We start from the raw sequence: 20037 nt of genomic DNA on the forward strand, positions 1-20037 counted from the left end.
GGCTCGCCGCGGGTTGCCGCCTCGTGCTAAAAGGGCCGCCCTTCCGGCCCGACGGATCCATTGTCGTATGAATATCGCCGCCCCGCCGGGGAATGCCAGTACGTCCAGGTCCCAGTCCCTTCCCCTGCCGCCCGGCCAGCGCGCGCGCGGCGTCACCGCCGTGCTCGGCCCGACCAATACCGGCAAGACCAGTTTGGCGATCGAGCGCATGCTCGGCCATTCCTCCGGGCTGATCGGCCTGCCGCTGCGCCTGCTCGCCCGCGAGGTCTATGGCAAGCTGGTGGAACGGGCCGGCGAGCACAATGTGGCGCTGATCACCGGCGAGGAGCGGATCAAGCCGGATAATCCGCGCTTTTGGGTCGCCACGGTGGAGGCGATGCCGCGCGACCTCGACGTCGCCTTCGTGGCGCTGGACGAAATCCAGATCTCGGCCGATCTCGACCGTGGTCATGTGTTCACCGAGCGGCTGCTGAACCGGCGCGGGCGGGAGGAGACGCTGCTGCTCGGCGCCGCCACCATGCGCCCGCTGGTGGAGAAGCTGCTGCCGGGCGTGAACATTCTGGTGCGCCCGCGCCTGTCCAACCTCACCTTTGCCGGCGAGAAGAAGATCACCCGCCTGCCGCGCCGCTCGGCCATCGTCGCCTTCTCCGCCGACGAGGTCTATGCCATCGCCGAGCTGATCCGCCGCCAGCAGGGCGGGGCGGCGGTGGTGCTGGGCGCGCTCTCCCCGCGCACCCGCAACGCGCAGGTCGCGATGTACCAGAATGGCGACGTCGATTATCTCGTCGCCACCGACGCCATCGGCATGGGGCTCAATCTCGATGTCGACCATGTCGCCTTTGCCGGCGACACCAAATTCGACGGCTGGCAGTTCCGCCGGCTGAACCCGGGCGAGATGGCGCAGATCGCCGGCCGCGCCGGCCGCGCCCAGCGCGACGGCACCTTCGGCACCACCGGGCGCTGCACGCCCTTCGACGCCGAGATGGTGGAGCGGCTGGAGGCGCACGCCTTCGAGCCGCACCGCATGGCGCAATGGCGCAACAGCGTGCTCGATTTTTCCAGCATCGAGGCGCTCAACCGCTCGCTCTCCATTCCTCCCCGCGAGGAGGGGCTGACCCGCGCGCCCACCGCCGACGACGTGCTGGTGCTGGAGCGGCTGGCCGGCGACCCGGCGATCAGGCGCCTCGCCACCAGCGCCCAGGCCATCGAGCGCCTGTGGGAAGCCTGCCAGCTGCCGGACTACCGCAAGGTCTCGCCGGCCTCGCATTCCGACCTTGTGGCGACGGTCTATGACGACCTGATGCGGCGCGGACGGCTCTCCGCCGACTGGTTTAGCAAACAAGTGGCCTTGGCGGACCGAGCGGAAGGTGACATAGACACCCTGTCGGGACGTATAGCGCAGGTCCGCACCTTGACCTTCGCAGCGAACCGGCCGGATTGGCTCGACGACCCGGAACACTGGCAGGGTGTCACGCGGCGTGTGGAGGACCGGCTTTCCGATGCGCTTCACGAGCGGCTCGCCCACCGCTTCGTTGATCGCCGGACCAGCGTGCTGATGAGACGCCTGCGAGAGAACGCGATGCTCGAAACAGAAATCACCAAGACCGGCGACGTCGTCGTTGAAGGCCACGTCATCGGGCATCTGCTCGGTTTCCAGTTCGCGGCGGACGCATCCGCCGGCGGGCCGGAGGCCAAGGCGTTGCGTGCCGCCGCGCAGAAGGCGCTGGCCGGCGAGATCGAGACGCGGGCCAACCGCCTCTCGGAGGCCGCCGACGATGCCTTCGTGCTCTCCACCGATGGCACGCTGCGCTGGATCGGCGATCCGGTGGCCAAGCTGATTCCCGGCGAGGAGGTGCTCACCCCCCGCCTCAAGGTGATCTCCGACGAGCACCTGACCGGCCCCGCGCGCGACGCGGTGCAGGCCCGCCTCGAACTGTGGCTGAAGGCCCATATCGAGAAGCTGCTCGGCGCGCTGATCGCTCTCGGCAAGGCCGAGGACGTGGCCGGCATCGGCCGTGGCATCGCCTTCCAGCTGGTCGAATCGCTCGGCGTGCTGGAGCGCCACCGCGTGGCCGAGGAAATGAAGGCGCTGCCGCAGGAGGCCCGCGCGGTGCTGCGCGGCCATGGCGTGCGCTTCGGCGCCCACCACATCTACATTCCCACGCTGCTCAAGCCGGCGCCGCGCGCGCTGGCCGCCCAGCTCTGGGCGCTCAAGCATGGCGGGCTGCAGCAGAAGGGGCTGGACGAGCTGCCGCACCTCGCCGCCTCCGGCCGCACCTCCATTCCGGTCGATCCCGAAATCCAGAAGGGGCTCTACCGCGCCGTCGGCTTCCGCGTGGCGGGCGAGCGCGCGGTGCGGGTCGACATTCTGGAGCGCCTCGCCGACCTCATCCGCCCGGCGCTGGCCTGGCGGCCCAATGCGCCCGGCGAGAAGCCGGCGGGGGCGTTCGACGGCAATGGCTTCATCGCCACCGTCGCCATGACCTCGCTGGCCGGCTGCGCCGGCGAGGACTTCGCCTCGATCCTGCGCTCGCTCGGCTACCGCATGGAGCGCCGCCCGGCGCCAGTGGAAGCCCCGGCCGCGCCGGTGGCTGCCGCCGAGGCGCCGGTGCCGGAAGCGGCTGCGGACGCGGCTGAATCGACCGCCCCTGAGCTGCCGGTCGGCACCGATGTCGCCTTCAACCAGACGGTCGAGCCGGCGCTGGAAGAGGCGCCCGCCGCGGTGGAGGCCCCGCGCGAGGCCCTGCCGGTGGACGCCACCGTCAGCGGCGAGGTGTTCACCGACCCGGTGTTCGACCAGACCGTGGAGCCCGCGCTCGACGGCGATGCCGCGCCAGCCCCCGTGGCGGCGCTGCCGGAAGCCACCGATGTCGCCTTCGACCAGACAGTCGAGCCGGCGCTGGAAGAGGCGACCGCCGAGGTGGAGGCCCCGCGCGAGGCCCTGCCGGTGGACGCCATCGCCAGCGGCGAGGTGCTCACCGATCCGGTGTTCGACCAGACGGTGGAGCCGGCGCTGGAAGAGGCGACCGAGGCCGTGGCTGCGCCTGCTTCCGACGCGGCGGCTGCCGACGCGACGAACGAGGCGCCCGCCGAGCCGGTCGAGCCGGCGATGATCGAAATCTGGCGTCCCGGCCGGCCGCCGGGGCAGAACCGCCCGGCGCACCAGCCGCGCCGTGGTGGCGCGCGTGAGCCCGGACATCGTGATGCGGGATCGCGTGATGCATCCTCGCGTGACGCTGCCAACCGCGAGGGCGCTGCCGCGCCGGCGGAAGGCGCCGCCCCCGATGCGCGCCGCGAGCGCCCCCAGGGTGATCGCCCCGAAGGCGAGCGTGGCCGTCGTCCGCCCCGCGAGGACTGGCGCGAACCCCGGCCCGAGCGGGCGGAAGGCGGGCGCGAACCGCGCCGCGACGACAATCGCGGCTCGTCGGGCCCGCGCCCGCCGCGTCCCGAACGGGGCGACCGGCCGGACCGTGGCGGCGGCCATTCCCGGCCGGATTCGCGGCACGAGGCGCGTGGCGAGCCGCGCCACGAACCCCGCCGCGACAAGCCGGTCGATCCGGATTCGCCCTTTGCCGCCCTGCTCGCCCTGAAGGCGCGCATGGAGGCGGAGAAGAAGGGCAAGTAGGCGTGCGCGGCGCCGGCGACGGTTCGGGCCCGCAGCTTTCCGCGCCGGAGGTTTCCGCAGCGGAGGATTCCGCAGCGGAAACTCGCCCGGAACGCCAGCGGCTCGATGTCTGGCTGTTCCACGCCCGCTGCGTGCGGACCCGCAGCGCCGCCGCCCAGCTGGTGAAAGCGGGGCGGGTGCGGCTGAACGGCGCGCGCATCACCGCCCCCAGCCAGCCCGTGCGCCGCGGCGACGTGCTCACCCTCTCGCTCGATTCCCGGGTGCGGCTGTGGCGGGTGATCGGATTCATCGCCCGGCGGGGGGATGCGCCGGCGGCGCTCACCACCTATGTGGAGGTTGCGCCGGAGGCGGCACCCGGCGCAGCGCCGGGCAGCCATGCGTCCTAGCCATGCGCGCGACCGGGGATGTGTGTTGCGCCGCCTTCTGAGGTGCGCTAGGGGAGCCGTTGCGGGGCCTTCTTGCGCGCCTAATTCACATGCCCTGCACGGAGACTGATCAATGACCTACGTAGTCACGGATAATTGCATCAAGTGCAAATACACCGACTGCGTCTCCGTGTGCCCGGTGGACTGTTTCTATGAGGGCGAGAACTTCCTCGTCATCCACCCGGACGAGTGCATCGATTGCGGCGTGTGCGAGCCCGAATGCCCGGCGGAGGCGATCAAGCCGGACACCGAGCCGGGCCTCGACAAATGGCTGACGCTGAACGCTGACTACGCCAAGGTCTGGCCGAACATCACCGACCGCAAGGAGCCGCTGCCCGAGGCGAAGGAATGGGACGGTGTGCCCGACAAGCTACAGTATCTCTCGCCCGAACCGGGTAAGCAGGACTGAGCGGGCGGCCCCAACGGCAGGCCCTGAACCTCGCCCGCCCCGGCCGCGCGCTTTTGCAGCGGCCGCGCGGGCGCGCGCGCTGCATTGCGGCAGTATTTTGATTCTCCCCAGATTTGTGCTATATGACCCTTCGTGCAGTCGATTGGGTTTGCCATGGCGCAACGCTCCCGTACCGGAGCGCCCCTCCCGGAATTGATGTCGGGCCTTCGCTCCTCGTGCGGCCACCGCCGCAGGAAGGGCTTCCCTGAGTTTTCCGTCGACGGCTGAAGTACGGCTCCCGCATCCGCGGGGCGCCGGGGTGTTCTTTTCCCTGCGGCAGGCCGCAGGCGGCAGCGCGCCGAGGGCGACGCGGCGCCGGATGAACCGAGACCCAGGAGCAGGCACAGAATGACGTCGACCAAGAAGCCGCCCAGCAGCAACATGCGCCAGGGTTTCAAGACGGGCGAGCACATCGTCTATCCCTCCCATGGCGTCGGGCGCATTGTGGCGATCGAGGATCAGGAAGTTGCGGGCTTCAAGCTCGAACTGTTCGTCATCCACTTCGAGAAGGACAAGATGACGCTGCGCGTCCCGGTCCCGAAGATCGTCTCGGTCGGCATGCGCAAGCTCTCCGAGCCGGTGGTGATGAAGAAGGCGCTGGAGACCCTCAAGGGCCGCGCCCGGGTGAAGCGCACCATGTGGAGCCGCCGCGCCCAGGAATATGAGGCCAAGATCAATTCCGGCGATCTCGTCGCCATTTCCGAAGTGGTGCGCGATCTCTATCGTTCCGACGCCCAGCCCGAGCAGTCCTATTCCGAGCGCCAGCTCTATGAGGCCGCCCTCGACCGCATGGCGCGCGAACTCGCCGCCGTCGACAATCTGACCGAGACCGAGGCGATCAAGCTGATCGAGCAGAACCTGCTCAAGGGCCCGCGCCGCCTCGGCAAGGGCGAGGTGGAAGCCGACGCGGTCGAGGACGAAGCCGACACCGAGGCCGATCCGGAAGAAGCTGCCGCCTGAGGCGCCCTCCGCGCCAGCCGCGCGCACCTCGCGCGCGCCTGACCCGACATCAAGGCCCGGCTCGCGCCGGGCCTTTTTCGTTGGTGCCTCCCGCAGGGCGGGTCGCGGGGAACTTCCCGCCCGTTGCCGCGTTGTCGCCCCGTTCGGGCATGGCGCGCCCTGCGGCCGCCAGCGCGGTGGTGTCGGGCCATCGCTTTGCCGGCCCGGCAGGTTCGGGGAGACGCGCATGAGCGAGGAAGCCGGCCGCAGCAGCCAGATGGCGCGCAAAGCAATGGCGACGCCGCTGCTGGAACGCGACGATGAATATGAGCTCGCCCGCCGCTGGAGCGAGGAGCGCGACGAGAAGGCGCTGCACGCTCTCATCCACGCCCATATGCGCCTTGCCCTTTCCATCGCCCGCCGCTTCCGCAATTACGGGCTGGCGATGTCGGATCTGGTGCAGGAAGGCCATATCGGCCTGATGGAAGCCGCCGCCCGCTTCGAGACCACCCGCGAGGTGCGCTTTTCCACTTACGCCACCTGGTGGATCCGCGCCGCCATCCAGGACTATGTGCTGCGCAACTGGTCGATCGTGCGCGGCGGCACCTCATCCGGCCAGAAGGCGCTGTTCTTCAATTTGCGGCGGGTGCGGGCGCGGCTGGAACTGGCCAATGGCAGCGCGCTGGCGCCGACCCGCGAGGAACTGCACCACTCCATCGCCGCCAAGCTCGGCGTCAGCGTTCGGGAAGTGGCGCGCATGGATGCGCGGCTGAACATTCCCGACCTCTCGCTCAACGCCCCCGTCGCCGCCGGCGAGGAGGACGGGGCGGAGCGGATGGACCAGTTGGTGGCATCGGACCCGCTGCCCGATGAGGAAGCCAGCCGCGAGATCGACGGCGAGCGCCGCCGGCGCTGGCTGATCGGCGCGCTGCGCGGGCTGAACGAGCGCGAGTTCCGCATCATCAAGGCGCGCCGGCTGACCGATGAGAGCGAGACGCTGGAAGTGCTGGGCGCCCGGCTCGGCATCTCCAAGGAGCGGGTGCGGCAGATCGAGAGCCGCGCCATCGAGAAGCTGCGCTTCGCCCTCACCAACGGCCCCGACGTGCCGCGCGGGGCGTTTACCGCCTGAGACGCTCGGAAGAGTGGCCGGCGGATGAGGGGTCGCGGATGAGGGGCCTCCCGACCGTGGCCGGGGGCGCTGGAGAGGCCGGGTCCCCGGGTCAAGCCCGGGGATGAGGGAGGTTGCGAGGGGCCTTCAGCCTGCCCTGGGCCGCGCCGGCGCTTGGCCCGGCCGGGATGATGTCGGCTCACCGCACGGCGCCGCCCCGCACCTACTCCGCGATGATCTTGTAGGGCTCGCCATAGCCGAGCTTGTCGCCACGGTTGAGGCCGTTGAGGATGAGGAAGCGCTCCAGCGCCTTGTCCTGCACGTCCATCTTTGCCGCCAGGCGCTCGGGCGTGTCGGTGAGGCCGGCGGTGACGATGCGCAGGCGCAGCGGCTTGACGTTCTCCGCCTCCTCGATCGACACCCGGCGGAAGGTTTCCGCCGCGTCGCGGAAGGCGCGATCGAGCTCCGGCGTCAAGTCGCGGGCGGCGAAGATCAGCCGGTAGACATCGCTGCCGAAGCGGATGGCGAACATGCGGAACGACCACTGGTCGCCGCGCGCCACGGCGGTGGCGGCGGGAAAGCCGTTGAGCACCAGGCTTTCCACGGTGGAGATTTCCACCCCTTCGATCCAGCCGGAGGACAGATATTGCGACAGGCTCTGGTCGCCGGCGACACGCACCGCGTCAAGCCGCAGCGCCTCGCGGCCGGACGTGCTGGCGCCGAGCACCGCCTGCGAGGTGTTTTCCAGCGTGAAGCCAGCCGGCGCGGTGAAGGTGAAGCCGAGCTTGGGATGGAAGAAGCGGCTGCCGCGCACGAAGCCTTCCTTCGGGTCGTCGCCATAGACCAGCCCGTCGATCGAGGTCAGATACTGCTTGCGGTCGCGCTCGCCCGGCTTATCGGGCGAGGCATATTCGCGCGCATTGGCCATGACGATGGAAATGCGCTCGGGCGTGGCGGGATGGCTCGACAGGAAATCGGGCGAATCGGCGCTGGCGCTCTGGTTCATCGAGGTGGAGCGTATGCCGGCCTGCCGGCCCATGGTGGTCAGGAAGCGCTCCGCCCCATAGGGATCGAAGCCGGCACGGGCGCTGATGCCGACCCCGATGGCATCAGCCTCCAGCTCCTGGCCGCGCGAGAAGCTGGCGAGCGAGACGCGGCTGCGGGCCAGCGCCAGCGCGCCGAGATCGGAATCATTGACCACATCGGAGATGACGCGGCTGACCAGCACCGCCTGCTTCATCTGGTCTTCGCGCGTCGCCGCATGGTTGGCGATGACATGAGCCATTTCATGCGCCAGCACCGAGGCGAGCTCGGCATTGTCGGAGGCGAGCGAGAGCAGGCCGCGCGTCACATAGAGCGAGCCGTTCGGCAGCGCGAAGGCGTTGACCGCCGGCGAATTGAGAATGGTGACGCGGTAATGCAAATCCGGCCGCTCGGAGGCGGCGACGAGGCGCGCCACCACGAGCTCGATCTGCTTCTGCAGCTTCGGGTCCTTATAGGCGCCGCCATAGGAGGCGACCAGCCGGTCATGCTCCTTGCGCTGCGCCGGGGGGAGCGCCTCCTCCATGCCGGGCAGCGCCGCAGGGGCGGCGGCCTGCCGGTCGACGGCGGCGGCGCAGGCGCCGAGGAGAAGCGCGCCGCCGAGCAGCAGCGCGCGGGGAAGGCCGCGCCAGAGCGCGCGCACAGGAGCGTGCACGCGCGCGCGCCAGAATGGCGCCGTCGGCTTCGTCCTGCTCCTGCCCGTCGCTGCCCTCACTCGTCCCCCATTGGCCGTTTCCGGCCTGCTGCCCCATGCCCCGTTCGATTCCCGTCGGGCGGATCCTTCGCCTGATCGAATGCGAGCTCGATCTGTTCCGCCCGGCGCAGGGTGATGGCCGGCCCGCCGGCCTCGAACACCGTGCCGCGCAGCCATACCCATCGCCCGGCAAGCTTTGCCACGTCGAGGCCACGCGCCTCAAGCGCCGCCCGCCCCTCGGTCTCAACCCTGCCGGTCATATCCTGAGGCCAAACCCGGCCAAAATTGAGGTAATGCACGCGGCTTGTCTTTCCAACGTCAAGAATGTGGCCTGCCACGATTGTGAAACGGCCCTGCTGGGCGCGAAGGGCCGCGATATTGCGGGCATCCAGCGGCAAGGCGCGCCAGATTCCGCGCTTCTCGCGACGGGCGGAGGCCTCCGCTTCCAGCCAGGAAGGCAGGCAGCCGAGGAACGCCTGTTCCGGCCGTGCCAGCGCCAGCCCTTCGGCGAGCAGCACCTGCTGCAGCGTGCCGGCCTCGCCCTCGCGACGCGCCAGGGCGGCGCGGCGGCCATAACGGTCGCGCGCCGGGCCGGCGGCGAAGGTGATGTCGCGTCCGGCCACTCGCCGGGCGAGTTCCGGGCGCCAGCCGACCTCAGTCCCGGCGCCGCCGCCCGCCAGCCCGGCCAGCCGCAGCACCGTGCCATCGGCCAGGACAAGGTCGCCCGCCGGGCTGACGCTCGCCACCCGGGCCCGCGCCGGGGGAAGATCCGGGCAGGCCTCGGCGGCGGCGTGCGCGGAAAGGGCTTGCGCGGAAAGGGCTTGCGCGGAAAGGGCTTGCGCGGAAAGGGCTTGCGCGGAGGAGACGCCTGCGGGGGAAACGTCTATGGGGAAGATTTGCGCCGACGCAGCGGGGGCCAGAAGCAGGCCCAGCGCCGCCCCGGTCGCAAGGGCGGCCACGCGTCGGCGGGCACGCCGGCGCCACGGCGAAAACGGCAGCGGTTCGGCCAGGCGCTTGTGCATGACACTCCCGATCTTCACGGCCCCGGCCCTGACCGGCCGGGCCCGGCGCGCGCCCTGCCGGGCACCGATCGCCCGGCGCCTCGCCGCAGCCTAGCGCACGCGCCCGTTTTCGCCCAGACCGCCAGCTTGCGCCTCCCGCCCCGCCACGCCCCCCGGCCTCTCCCGCGCGCGCCCGCCTCTTGATCGGAGCCCCCAATTAGGTTCATGTACGCGCGGTCACTCCCGGTAGCTCAGCAGGATAGAGCACAGGTTTCCTAAACCTGGGGTCAGGGGTTCGATTCCCTTCCGGGAGGCCACCACCTCCGCCGAGGGGTCCGGGAAAGTCTGGGAAACGTTTTATTTACAACGGTTTGGGGCGCGTCGGCAGTTCGGGGCAGCCCGGCGCGCTGGCATCCTTTGATAGGGTTGGCAGACGTATCGGCGTCGACCCAAGGTGTTCGAATCGAATGCCAACAAGATGACGCGGGAAGGCGCCTGCGAAGAAGCGGTGCGGCAGGGCGGGAGCACAGCGCCGGTCGCGGAAGGCGTCGCGCTCGGCATCGTCCAGCGGCCGGCCGTCCAGGCGGGCGACCCAGTGCGCCGCGCGCCGGTCCGCCTCCGACGTCCGATCCTCGTTCACGTCGTCGCCCATGCCGCGTGCCGTCCGTGTCACCGCAAGGGGAAGACAAGCGACGGGGCGAAAACCCGTAAGAAGGAGAGCGTCTGGCGCGGCCAGGCTGCGGTGTTGGCGACCAGTCGAGAGACCGCACGCGCCGCGGCCCGGGGCGGCGCGAGTGCTTGACCGCGCGCCGGGCGCGTTCCGCCGGGCCTCGGTTCGGCAGTGATGACGGATGCCGGATAGCGCCCGCTGCCCGCGCGTCAGCGGGCGGCGGGGTCGCTACGCCTGGGAGAGGCCCTGCCCCAGCGCCTCGATGAAGGCCTGGCATGCGTGCAGTTCATCCAGGCGGATGAACTCGTTCGGCTTGTGCGCGCGGTCGATGTCGCCGGGTCCGCAGATGATCGCGGCAATGCCCGCCTCCTGGTAGAGCCCGGCTTCCGTGCCATAGCTGACGGCCGCAAGAGAGGGTTTCCCCGTCAACCTTTCCACCAGAGCGGCCAGCGGCGCATCGGCGGGCAGGGAGAGCGCGGGATAGTCGCTCAGCGTCTCCCACGTCGCGTTGACGCCGCGCGCGGCGAGCGAGCGGATGACGGCGTGGACGGGTTCGAGCAGCGCGCGCGGCACAAGGCCGGGAATGGCGCGGGCCTCCAGATCAGCGACGCACAGATCGGGAATGATGTTGAGCGCCTGCCCGCCCCTGATCGTGCCGATCTGCATCGAAGCGTAAGGGGGCTCGAAGATCGGGTCCTGCGGCCCCTTCTCCAAGGCCTTCGCCGTCTCCACCGCCCGTGCCAGCACCTCGGCCATCAGGTGGATGGCGTTGAGCCCCTGGTCCGGACGCGAGGAATGGCCAGCGCGCCCTTCGATCCGGAGGCGGGCCGCCGCCTTGCCCTTATGGGCGCGCACGCCGCTCATGTCGCTCGGCTCGCCGATGATGGCGCCGAGAGGGCGCGCGCACAGCTCCGGCAAGCGCGCGATGAGGTGCGGCGCGCCGAGGCATCCGGCCTCCTCGTCATAGGAGAAGGCGAAATGGAGGGGACAGTCCAGCCGGCCGGCCTTGAGAGCCGGAACGCTGGCGAGCACCGCCGCGAGAAACCCCTTCATGTCGCTGGTGCCGCGCCCGAAGAGCGCATCGCCCTCCGCCCGGAGCGTGAAGGGATCGGAACGCCATTCCGTCTCCCCGGCGGGCACCACATCCATGTGCCCCGAGAGGATGTAGCCGGGCCGGTCGCGCGGCCCCAGCGTGGCGAACAGATTGGCGCGGTCGCCTTCCGGGCCGGGCAGAACGCGCACTTCGACGCAATGGCTTTCCAGATAGGCGCGGATCCAGGCGACAATCGCGCCATTCGGGGTGCCGACGACCGAGGGAAAGCTCACCAGGCGTTCGAGAATCTGCACGGCGTTCATGAAAGCGGCATCCGGGAAGGAACGAGGGCCCTGCGGACCCGAGGGGCGTATCAGAGCGTCGCCGGGAGGCGCGCGGCGTCAACAGGGCGCGCGCCCCGTGCGGACGGACGCCTATTTGGCGCCGAAATAACCGGCCCGGACGGCGGCGCCGACGAGGTTCACGATCAGACGCCCGGCGGTGATGCAGGTGATGTCGTTGACGTCGGTGGCCGGGGTGATTTCCACCACATCCATGCCGACCACGCGGCCCTTGTTCACCAGGCCGTGGATCAGGCTTCTCGCCTGCATGAAGGTCATGCCGCCGGCGCAGGGGGCGGCGACCCCCGGGGCGATGCCGGGCTCGAACGCGTCGAGATCGACGGTGATGTAGTAGCGCCCCCCGGCTGGGATCCTGTCGAGTACGTGCTGGATGCCGCGCTCATGCAGCTCATAGGAGGAGATGAGATGCGCGCCATAGGCCCGGGCGGCATCGAACTCCTCCTGACGGCCGCTGCCGCTGGCGTGGAGGCCGATCTGGAAGATCTCGCCGATATGATCCATTTCCGAGGCCCGGCGGATCGGGCTGGAGAGCCCGTGCGTGACGCCGTTGATCTCCTCGCGCCAGTCGAGATGCTGGTCGATCTGGATGAGGGTGATCGGTCCCTGGCCGTCGAGCGCCTTCAGCACCGGGATCGGGATCGAATGATCGCCGCCGAGGATGATCGGCATCGCGCCTGAGGCCACGATCTTGCGCACCACCTGCTCGGCGCGCGCGAGATGCTGCTTCAGCTCGCGCGGATCTGCATAGACGTCGCCGCAATCCACCGCGCGGATCGGCCGGTTGTCGTAGAGCGGCCCGCCAATGTCGAAATCATAGCGTTCGATGGCGCGGAGAATCCGGCCCGTCGCCCGGCGCATCGCCAGCGCGCCGCGGCTCTGGTCGCTGGCGATCTCGCCGAAAGTGTAGGATTCGCCATAGGGTATGCCGAGATAGGCGATATCCGCGCGGAGCGCGTCGAGATCGGTGCAGGGCTCGGAATAGAGAAAGGTCTGATGTTCGGCCTTGGCGGGGATGGTCAGAGGCATGCACGTTGTCCTTGTCGTCGATGTCGCGTCGGGCGCAGGCGACGGGCGCGCCCCGGCGGGCACCGCCCGCCCGTGACGGGTGGGCCGGGGTGCGTCAGTGTCCCAGGATCTGGCTGAGGAACAGCCGGGTGCGCTCGTGCTGCGGGTTGGAGAAGAACGCTTCCGGCTCGTTCATCTCGATGATCTGCCCGGCATCCATGAAGATCACCCGGTTGGCGACCTGGCGGGCGAAGCCCATTTCATGCGTCACGCACAGCATGGTCATGCCCTCTTCCGCCAGGCTCACCATGGTCTCCAGCACTTCCTTGACCATTTCCGGGTCGAGCGCCGAGGTCGGCTCGTCGAACAGCATGATCTTCGGCTTCATGCACAAGGCGCGGGCGATGGCGACGCGCTGCTGCTGGCCGCCGGAGAGCTGGCCGGGATATTTATGCGCCTGCTCGGGGATCTTCACCTTGGCGAGGAAGTGCATCGCCAGCTCGTCCGCCTCCTTCTTCGGCATCTTGCGGACCCAGATCGGCGCCAGCGTCAGATTCTCCAGAATGGTGAGATGCGGGAACAGGTTGAAGTGCTGGAAGCACATGCCGACCTCGCGGCGGATCTCGTCGATCCGCTTGAGGTCGTTGGTCAGCTCGATGCCGTCGACCACGATCGAGCCCTGCTGGTGTTCCTCCAGCCGGTTGATGCAGCGGATCATGGTCGACTTGCCCGAGCCCGACGGCCCGCAAATGACGATGCGCTCGCCGCGGTTCACGGTGAGGTCGATGTCGCGCAGCACGTGGAAGTCGCCATACCATTTGTTGACGCCGACCAGTTCGATGGCCGCGCCTGAGGACGCGGAGACGGGAAGGGCGGGCGCGAGGGCGGCGGACGGGGCGAGGTTCGACATGGGGAAGCGTGTGCCTTTGCGGTTCGATCGGGCGTCTGTCGGCAGGCGCGAGGGCGCGCCGGGCGCGGTCAGATCCGGATCCGTTTTTCCAGATGCCTGCCGCACAGCGAGATCGAGAAGCAGATGACGAAGTAGATGAACGCTACCGCGCCATAGGCGAGGAACGGCTCGAAGGTGGCGTTGGCGATGATCTGGCTGGCGCGGGTCAGCTCGACGAAGCCGACAATGGAGGCCAGCGAGGTGTTCTTGACGATCTGCACCATCAGGCCGACCGTCGGCGGGACCGACAGGCGCAGGGCCTGCGGCAGCACGATCAGCAGCATCTGCTGCCAGTGCTTGAGGCCGAGGCTGGACGAGGCTTCCCACTGCCCCTTCGGCACGGCGAGCACGCAGCCATACCAGGTCTCGGTAAGGTAGGCGCTGCTATAGACCGAGAGGCAGAGGCTCGCGGCGAACAGAGGCGTCGTCTGCACGCCCATCAGCGCCAGCCCGAAATAGACAAGGAAGAGCTGCATCAGCAGCGGCGTTCCCTGAAACAGCTGGACATAGAGCCGCACCGGCGTGCCGGCGGCGCGCGGAAACGCAAATCGCAGGCACAGCAGCAGGAGACTGACGGCGGCGCCGCCAGCGAACGCGATCAGCGACAGGTAGATCGTCCACGGCACAGCGGCGAGCAGGTTGCGGAAGACATCCCAAGTGGTGAAGTCGTTCATCGCTGCGCCTCCGTGGCAAAGTCCCCGTAGACGAAGCGGCGCCCGACCCAGCTCAGCATGTCCCGGAACAGGACGGCGAGGCCGAGATAGATGAGGGTGACGACGATATAGGCCTCGAAGTTCCGGAAGGTCCGGCTGGCGATCATGTTGGCTTCATAGGAAAGCTCGGCGACGGAGATCTGGCTGCACAACGCCGAGGCCAGCAGGATGATCACCAGCTGGCTGGTCATGGCCGGCCAGACCCGCTGGAAGGCGGGCGGGAGGATGACGAGGAAGAACGCCTGCGCCGGCTTCAGCCCCAGGCTGCTGGCCGCCTCGAACTGGCCGGCGGGGGTTGCCTCAATGCCGGCGCGGATGATCTCGCAGGCATAGGCGGTAAGGTTGATCGTCAGGGCCACCAGCGCCGCCGTGACCGGATCCAGCCTCAGACCAAGGGCCGGCAAGCCAAAGAAGATGAAGAAGATCTGGCCGAGAAACGGCGTGTTGCGGAAGAACTCGACATAGCCACGGATGAACCAGCGGAGCGCCTTCGGACCGCGCAGGCTGCCCCACGCGCACAGAGTGCCAAGCACGACACCCAGAAACGATGAGATGAGCGTGAGCATGACGGTCATGACCAGGCCGTTCAGCAGGCTCGGCCAGCTGTGGAAGACATCGATGAACGATGAAAGGTTCATTCGGCGGGCATCCGGGTGAGTGAGCCTGTCAGGGCCGTGTTCAGGAGATCGCGCAGCGGGAGTTCGGCATCGAGACCGTCAAGCGCCTGCAGCAGTCGCTGCGCCGCCGGCTTTCCGAGCGTGGGTTCGGCACAGCGCAGGAATTTCGTTCGCAGATGCGCCGGGGGCACCGGATTGACGGCGGTGCCCAGCGCGTGGGTCTGGTAGCCCGCATAGGTGCGGCCATCCCGAAGGGACAGCACGACAGACGCCCCTTCCGGCGCCGCCGCACGGCGCTCCGCGTTCCACATCGGGCCGCTCACCATCCGCACGCGCGCCATCATCGCCCGCAGCGCGGGGCTGGCGAGCACATCCTCGCGCAGATGCTCCACGCCCGGCGCGCCGAAGCACAGGGTCGCCGCGATCGCGAACTCCATGCTGAACTGCGCCTCGCGCGGGGTGGAAGGCGTCGCATAGGCCAGATTTGCCACGACGACGGGCGGGACATCGCACAGGACGCTCTCCACCTCGTCCGCCGAAAAACCCTCGCGCACCCTGATGTCGGCCACCACGTCGACTGCCGCATGCGAGGACAGGCAGATCGGGAACTTCTTGATATCGATGCCGGGTGCCTCCAGCCGCCAGGAGCGGCCGAGATCGGCGAAAGCCGCCATGTCGAACACGCCGTCGGTGTGGAGCGCGGCGAATCCGTTGGCATGGGTGAAAGGCTCGTCCGGCCCGCTGGCGCCGCTGGCCGCCAGAAGGGCCCATGTCAGCCCCGCCGCGCTGGCCTCACCGGCCAGAAGCGCCTTGGCGTCGGTGGCGAAGCAGCTTTTGCTGCCACCCGCGCCCGCCACGGCCAGCCCGATGCCGGCGCGCATCTGCCCCGCATCGAGCTTCAACAGGTGGCCGGCGGCGACGCAGGCGCCGATCGGGCCCAGCAGGCCGGTGGTCCACCACCCCTTATCATAGAGGTCCTGGCCGGCGGCGGCACCGACCGCGTATTCGCACTCCGCGCCGACGGTGATCGCGGTCAGGAGTTCGGCTCCCGTCGCGCCGGTCTCCTGGGCGATGGCCATGGCGGCGGGGACGATGACGGCCGAGCCATGGACGAAGCCGGCATAGCAATTATCGTCGAAATCAAGCGCATGGGCGGCGGTTGCGTTGCACGCGGCCGCGCCCACGGCCGACAAACGGGCCGGCGCCCCCCAGACATCCGACCGGCCGGCGGAGGAATTCCGCACCGCGAACTGGCGGACGAGGCCCGCCACCGGCGTGCCGGCGCCGGCGAGGGCGACGCCGACCGTATCGATCACGCACGCCTTCGCGATGCGACGAATGCGATCGGGAATGTCGGCGGCACGCGCGGCCGAGCCCCACTCCGCCAGAAGGCGCGAGGGATTGCGGGGAGTGGGACTCATCGCGACCCGCCTGCACCAAATGCCATTCGCAACGGTTGATTACTCGGGCAGCTCGCCGGCGGGGGCGCCGAGCCACTTCACCGACAGCCGGTCGATCTCGCCGCTAGCCTTGGCCTCGCGGATGATCGCGTTGACCTTGTCCAGCAGCTTCTGCTCGCCCTTCACCACGCCGACATAGCAGGGGGCGTTCGCCAGCACGATCTTCAGCTCGAGATCGAGATCCGGGTTGCGGCGCTTGATGGCGGCGGCGACGGGAGTGCCGGAGGCGAACATCTCCACCTGGCCGGACATGAACGCCGCGATGGTGCTGTTATTGTCCTCGAAGCGCTTCACCACCGCCTTCGGCGCGAGGTCCTCGAGTTCCTTGTCCTGCATCGAGCCGCGCGTGACCGAGATGGACTTGCCAGAGAGGTCGGCATAGTCCTTCACCGCTGGCTCCTTCTTGCCGAACACGGCATCGAAGAACGGCGAATAGGCGATGCTGAAGTCGATCACCTTCGCGCGCTCCTCGGTCTTTCCGAGCGAGGAGATGGTGAGGTCGGTCTTGCCCGACTGGAGATAGGCGACGCGGTTGGGCGCGGTGACCGGCACAAGCTCGACCTTCACGCCGAGCTTCTCGCCGATCAGGTTGGCGACATCGATGTCCATGCCGCGCGGCTGCATGTCGGCGCCGACCGAGCCGAACGGGGGGTAGTCGGTCGGCACGGCGACGCGGATGGTCTTGCGGGCGATGATGTCGTCCAGCGCGTCGGCGACGGCCGGAACGGTGCCAAGCGTCGCCATGAAACCGATGGCGGCGGCGAACAGAATACGTGCGGTCATTGCCTACACCCTTATTGCTGGAAGGTTGATGTTGTCGGGCGATTCCGCAGGGTCGCCCGCGGAACCGTCATGGCCGGCCGGAGCCGAGTGTGAGCGGCACTCAGTCCGGAATAACGGCCGTCGCGTCCACTTCGACGAGATATTCGGTGCGGGCGAAGGCGGTGACGACGATACCGGTCGAGACCGGAAAGACGCCCTTGAGCCAGCGGCCGACCACCCGATACACGTCCTCGCGGTAGCGGGGATCGGAGATGTAGATCGTCAGCTTGCAGATGTGATCGAGCTGGCTGCCGCATTCCTTGAGCAGCATGTCGATATTCTTCATGGCCTGCTCGGTCTGGCCCGCCACGTCACCAATGCATACGCATTTGGACGTATCGAGATCCTGTCCGATCTGGCCACGCAAATAGACAGTGGTTCCGCGAGCGATGACGGCCTGACAGAGATCGTTGTCGATGCTCTGCTCGGGATAGGTCACTTTGGTATTGAACTTACGGATTCGGGTGTGGGCCATCGTCGCATTCCTGATTGTGCTTGTGCGCGAGCCTCATAAACAGACTCAAGGTCGAGACCTACAGGGAACTCGGCGCGGGTATTCTTATGAGCGTCGTAACCTTACGAAGGCCGTCACATAACGAAAAGCGATTTTTTTGTGACCTATGTTTCGTTTTTTGATATGTATCACGCATGATGAAGCTTGATTTTGACGAGCGGGATCTGCGGTCGCTGCGGGTGTTCTGTGCGGTCGCGGAGGCGGGCGGGTTTGCGGCGGCCGAGAAAAAGCTCGCCATGTCGAAGCCCTCGATCAGTCGCCATGTCCGCGAGGTGGAGGCGCGCCTCGGCGTCAGGCTGTGCGAAAGAGGGCGGAGCGGCTTTCGCCTGACGCCGGAGGGCGACGTGGCGCTCGACCTCGCCTCGGCCGCCTTCCAGGCGCTGGGACGCATACGCCCCGAGATCGACGCCGTGCACGGCATCTTGTCGGGGCGGCTCGCGATCGGAATCGGCGAGCACACCCTCACGCATCCCGACTGCAAACTGCCCGAAGCCCTCACCGAGATGCGGCGTCAGGCGCCGGGGGTGGAGCCGCAGATTCTGGTGATGACGTTCAATGAACTGGCGCAGTCGCTAAATGAGGGCCGTGTCGACCTCGTCATTCGCGGCAAGTACACGGATGATCGTGACTTCTTTCACGTGCCGATCTATCGCGAGATCCACCGGGTCTATGTCGCCAATTTCGTCGACACGTCCAAGATACCCAACCTGCCTTTGGTCTATCGCCAGCACCCCTATGTGGAGCACGCGATCCGGTCCGGACGCTACCATCGCGGCCCGAACGCCGCCGGCCTCGATTCCGTCGCCGCCATGGTCGCGACCGGCTTCTACCAGGGCATGCTCCCGACCCATTACGGGGATCTCATCAAGCGACGCTTCAACCTGAATATCGAAGAGAGCAGCCCGGTCTATCAGCACGAGGGATGCGCGATCTTCTCCACCGCGCGGCCGATCAGCCAGCGCATCAAGGTGTTCCTGAACATCCTGAAGCGCGTCCATTGCTTCCGGTCGGACCGCTCGCCGGGGTGATGGCCGGACGCCCGCACGCGGCGCCGGCATGGGTCACGCGACCTCACGCCATCTCCTCGCGATACTCCGTGCTGTCGCGGAGCGCGCGGAGCACGTCGTCATGGCTCAGCAATCCGCGCTCGATGGCGAGCTCGATGAACGAGCGGTGCTCGGTGGTGGCCAGTTGAACGAGCTTCGAGACTTCAGTGTAGCCCAGCCGGGGCACGAACAGCGTGGCCAGCGCGGGCGAGCGCATCAGATTGGCCAGGGAGCGCTCGCGGTCGGCCTCCACGCCGGCGACGCACCTGTCGGCAAACAGGCGCGTCGAGCGGGTGAGCAGGTCGATCGACCCCAGCAGCCGGGAGGCGATGACCGGCTCGAAATGATTGATTTCGAGCTGGCCGTGCAGGCAGGCCAGCGAGATCGCCGCATCATTGCCCACCACCGCGAACGCCACCTGCTGCATCATCATCGGCAGCACCGGATTGACCTTGCCGGGCATGATCGAGGAGCCCGGCTGCACGGCGGGCAGCTTCAGTTCGCCGATCCCGGCCTGGCCATCGGAGGAGAGGATCACGAGGTCCGAGGCGATCTTGCCGATCACCTCCGCACCGATGCGGATTTCGGCGGAAATGCGGGCGAAGCCGTCGGCGTTCTGCATGGCGTCGAACAGGTCGGCACCCGGCCGGACAGGCGCGCCGACGAGCCGGCCCAGATGGCGGTACACCGCCGCGCGATAGCCCGGCGCCGCGCCGAACCCGGTGCCGATCGCCGTTCCGCCCAGCGGCAGCACCAGCATCTCCTCGCGGGCGCGGGCGAGGCTGCCGGCGGCGCGGCGGATCGCGGACGCATAGCCGCCAAACGCCTGGCCAAGCCGCATCGGCTGCCCCGCCTGCATGCAGGTTCGGCCGAGCCGCAGCACCTCGTCGAACGCAACTGCCCGCCGGTCAAAGGTCTCGGCCAGATGGGCCAGCGCGGCAACCAGCGCCTGCGACGTGTCAAAGACGGCGAGCTTCACCGCCGCCGGCACCACGTCATTGGTCGACTGCCCGCTATTGACGTGGTCATTGGGGTGGAGGCGGGCATAGTCGCCCGGCTGGCCGCCAAGTAGCTGCAGTGCCCGGTTCGCCAGCACCTCGTTGATGTTCATGTTGATTGAGGTGCCGCCAGAACCCTCCAGCAGATCGACGATGAACTGCTCGCCGTGATGTCCCTGTTCGACCTCGATCGCCGCGCGGATGATCGCCTCGGCCAGATCGGGCGCAATCACGCCGATTTCCGCGTTCGCCGCCGCCGCCGCTTGCTTTATGCGGGCGAGCGCCCGCAGCAGCGCCGGCTCGTGCGCGAGCTTGTGGCAGGAAATGTCGAAATTCTCCCCGCCCCGGAGGGTGGAGATTCCGTACAGCGCCGCCTGCGGCAAGAGCCGCGAGCCCAGGCTGTCCGTGTCGGTTCGCGTCGTCGGCATGCGCCTGCACATCCCATGAAAGAGGCCGGCAACGTGGCAAAAGGGGGCGGGCTTGGAAATGAAAGAAGCGAAATTTAAGATGAATCACTGAATTTCATTAATCGGCTTAATAAAGCCGCGACGGCGACGAGGCGCGCCC

Annotated in this window: 18 protein-coding genes and 1 tRNA gene; 7 read left to right on the plus strand and 12 right to left on the minus strand. The window is 68.4% G+C overall.

Annotation, left to right across the window (positions count from 1 at the left end):
• Positions 1-67 precede the first annotated feature (67 nt).
• The 5 genes from J2S76_RS05985 to J2S76_RS06005 all read left to right on the plus strand — a co-directional run bounded on the left by J2S76_RS05985 (position 68) and on the right by J2S76_RS06005 (position 6566).
• The gene (locus J2S76_RS05985; protein ID WP_307058455.1) at positions 68-3625 is read left to right on the plus strand and encodes a helicase-related protein; all 3558 of its coding nucleotides are present in this window, start codon (positions 68-70) and stop codon (positions 3623-3625) included.
• Positions 3626-3627: 2 nt separating this feature from the next.
• Positions 3628-4011, plus strand: a complete 384-nt coding sequence (locus J2S76_RS05990) for an RNA-binding S4 domain-containing protein (RefSeq protein ID WP_307058458.1) — start codon at positions 3628-3630, stop codon at positions 4009-4011.
• 112 nt (positions 4012-4123) lie between these two features.
• Positions 4124-4459 (plus strand): ferredoxin FdxA, encoded by a 336-nt coding sequence (gene fdxA, locus J2S76_RS05995; RefSeq protein ID WP_213374635.1) that lies wholly within the window; start codon positions 4124-4126, stop codon positions 4457-4459.
• A 387-nt stretch (positions 4460-4846) separates the two neighbouring features.
• Complete coding sequence (locus J2S76_RS06000) at positions 4847-5458, plus strand: CarD family transcriptional regulator (RefSeq protein ID WP_307058460.1); 612 nt, start codon at positions 4847-4849, stop codon at positions 5456-5458.
• Between the two features lie 226 nt (positions 5459-5684).
• A complete protein-coding gene (locus tag J2S76_RS06005; RefSeq protein ID WP_307058462.1) occupies positions 5685-6566 on the plus strand; it encodes an RNA polymerase factor sigma-32 in 882 nt (293 codons plus the stop codon).
• Between the two features lie 202 nt (positions 6567-6768).
• On the opposite strand, the gene J2S76_RS06010 is transcribed toward J2S76_RS06005, so the two are convergent.
• Positions 6769-8241, minus strand: a complete 1473-nt coding sequence (locus J2S76_RS06010) for a M48 family metalloprotease (RefSeq protein ID WP_307058464.1) — start codon at positions 8239-8241, stop codon at positions 6769-6771.
• 56 nt (positions 8242-8297) lie between these two features.
• Positions 8298-9026, minus strand: a complete 729-nt coding sequence (locus J2S76_RS06015; RefSeq protein ID WP_307058465.1) for a thermonuclease family protein — start codon at positions 9024-9026, stop codon at positions 8298-8300.
• 495 nt (positions 9027-9521) lie between these two features.
• Between J2S76_RS06015 and J2S76_RS06020 the strand changes: the two genes are divergently transcribed.
• Positions 9522-9598: transfer RNA gene (locus tag J2S76_RS06020), tRNA-Arg, on the plus strand.
• Positions 9599-9642: 44 nt separating this feature from the next.
• Here J2S76_RS06020 and J2S76_RS06025 read toward each other — a convergent pair.
• The 9 genes from J2S76_RS06025 to J2S76_RS06065 form a co-directional block, all read right to left on the minus strand.
• Positions 9643-9933 carry a hypothetical protein gene (locus J2S76_RS06025; RefSeq protein WP_307058467.1) on the minus strand — a complete coding sequence of 97 codons (291 nt, stop codon included), beginning with the start codon at positions 9931-9933 and terminating at the stop codon, positions 9643-9645.
• 246 nt (positions 9934-10179) lie between these two features.
• On the minus strand, positions 10180-11307 hold the full coding sequence (gene argE, locus J2S76_RS06030; protein WP_307058469.1) for an acetylornithine deacetylase: 1128 nt from the start codon (positions 11305-11307) through the stop codon (positions 10180-10182).
• 111 nt (positions 11308-11418) lie between these two features.
• Complete coding sequence (locus J2S76_RS06035; RefSeq protein ID WP_307058471.1) at positions 11419-12372, minus strand: agmatinase; 954 nt, start codon at positions 12370-12372, stop codon at positions 11419-11421.
• Between the two features lie 94 nt (positions 12373-12466).
• A complete protein-coding gene (locus J2S76_RS06040) occupies positions 12467-13261 on the minus strand; it encodes an amino acid ABC transporter ATP-binding protein (protein ID WP_307058473.1) in 795 nt (264 codons plus the stop codon).
• Between the two features lie 68 nt (positions 13262-13329).
• Positions 13330-13974, minus strand: a complete 645-nt coding sequence (locus J2S76_RS06045) for an amino acid ABC transporter permease (RefSeq protein WP_307058475.1) — start codon at positions 13972-13974, stop codon at positions 13330-13332.
• A complete protein-coding gene (locus J2S76_RS06050; protein WP_307058477.1) occupies positions 13971-14651 on the minus strand; it encodes an amino acid ABC transporter permease in 681 nt (226 codons plus the stop codon). The genes J2S76_RS06045 and J2S76_RS06050 overlap by 4 nt, the downstream gene beginning before the upstream one ends.
• Positions 14648-16051: an MmgE/PrpD family protein gene (locus tag J2S76_RS06055; RefSeq protein ID WP_307058479.1), complete on the minus strand. Its 1404-nt coding sequence runs from the start codon at positions 16049-16051 to the stop codon at positions 14648-14650. Before J2S76_RS06055 ends, J2S76_RS06050 begins: the two co-directional genes overlap by 4 nt.
• A 39-nt stretch (positions 16052-16090) precedes the next feature.
• Positions 16091-16873 (minus strand): transporter substrate-binding domain-containing protein, encoded by a 783-nt coding sequence (locus J2S76_RS06060; protein ID WP_307058481.1) that lies wholly within the window; start codon positions 16871-16873, stop codon positions 16091-16093.
• A 100-nt stretch (positions 16874-16973) separates the two neighbouring features.
• On the minus strand, positions 16974-17387 hold the full coding sequence (locus J2S76_RS06065; RefSeq protein WP_307058483.1) for a RidA family protein: 414 nt from the start codon (positions 17385-17387) through the stop codon (positions 16974-16976).
• A gap of 173 nt (positions 17388-17560) precedes the next feature.
• Here J2S76_RS06065 and J2S76_RS06070 point away from each other — a divergent pair, with 173 nt between their 5' ends.
• Positions 17561-18454, plus strand: a complete 894-nt coding sequence (locus tag J2S76_RS06070) for a LysR family transcriptional regulator (RefSeq protein ID WP_307058485.1) — start codon at positions 17561-17563, stop codon at positions 18452-18454.
• Between the two features lie 43 nt (positions 18455-18497).
• Here the strand turns inward: J2S76_RS06070 and J2S76_RS06075 are convergent, their stop codons facing one another.
• On the minus strand, positions 18498-19898 hold the full coding sequence (locus J2S76_RS06075) for an aspartate ammonia-lyase (protein WP_307058487.1): 1401 nt from the start codon (positions 19896-19898) through the stop codon (positions 18498-18500).
• Positions 19899-20037: the final 139 nt, after the last annotated feature.

Origin of the sequence: Ancylobacter vacuolatus, from assembly GCF_030813595.1 — a bacterium.
Classification (GTDB): domain Bacteria; phylum Pseudomonadota; class Alphaproteobacteria; order Rhizobiales; family Xanthobacteraceae; genus Ancylobacter; species Ancylobacter vacuolatus.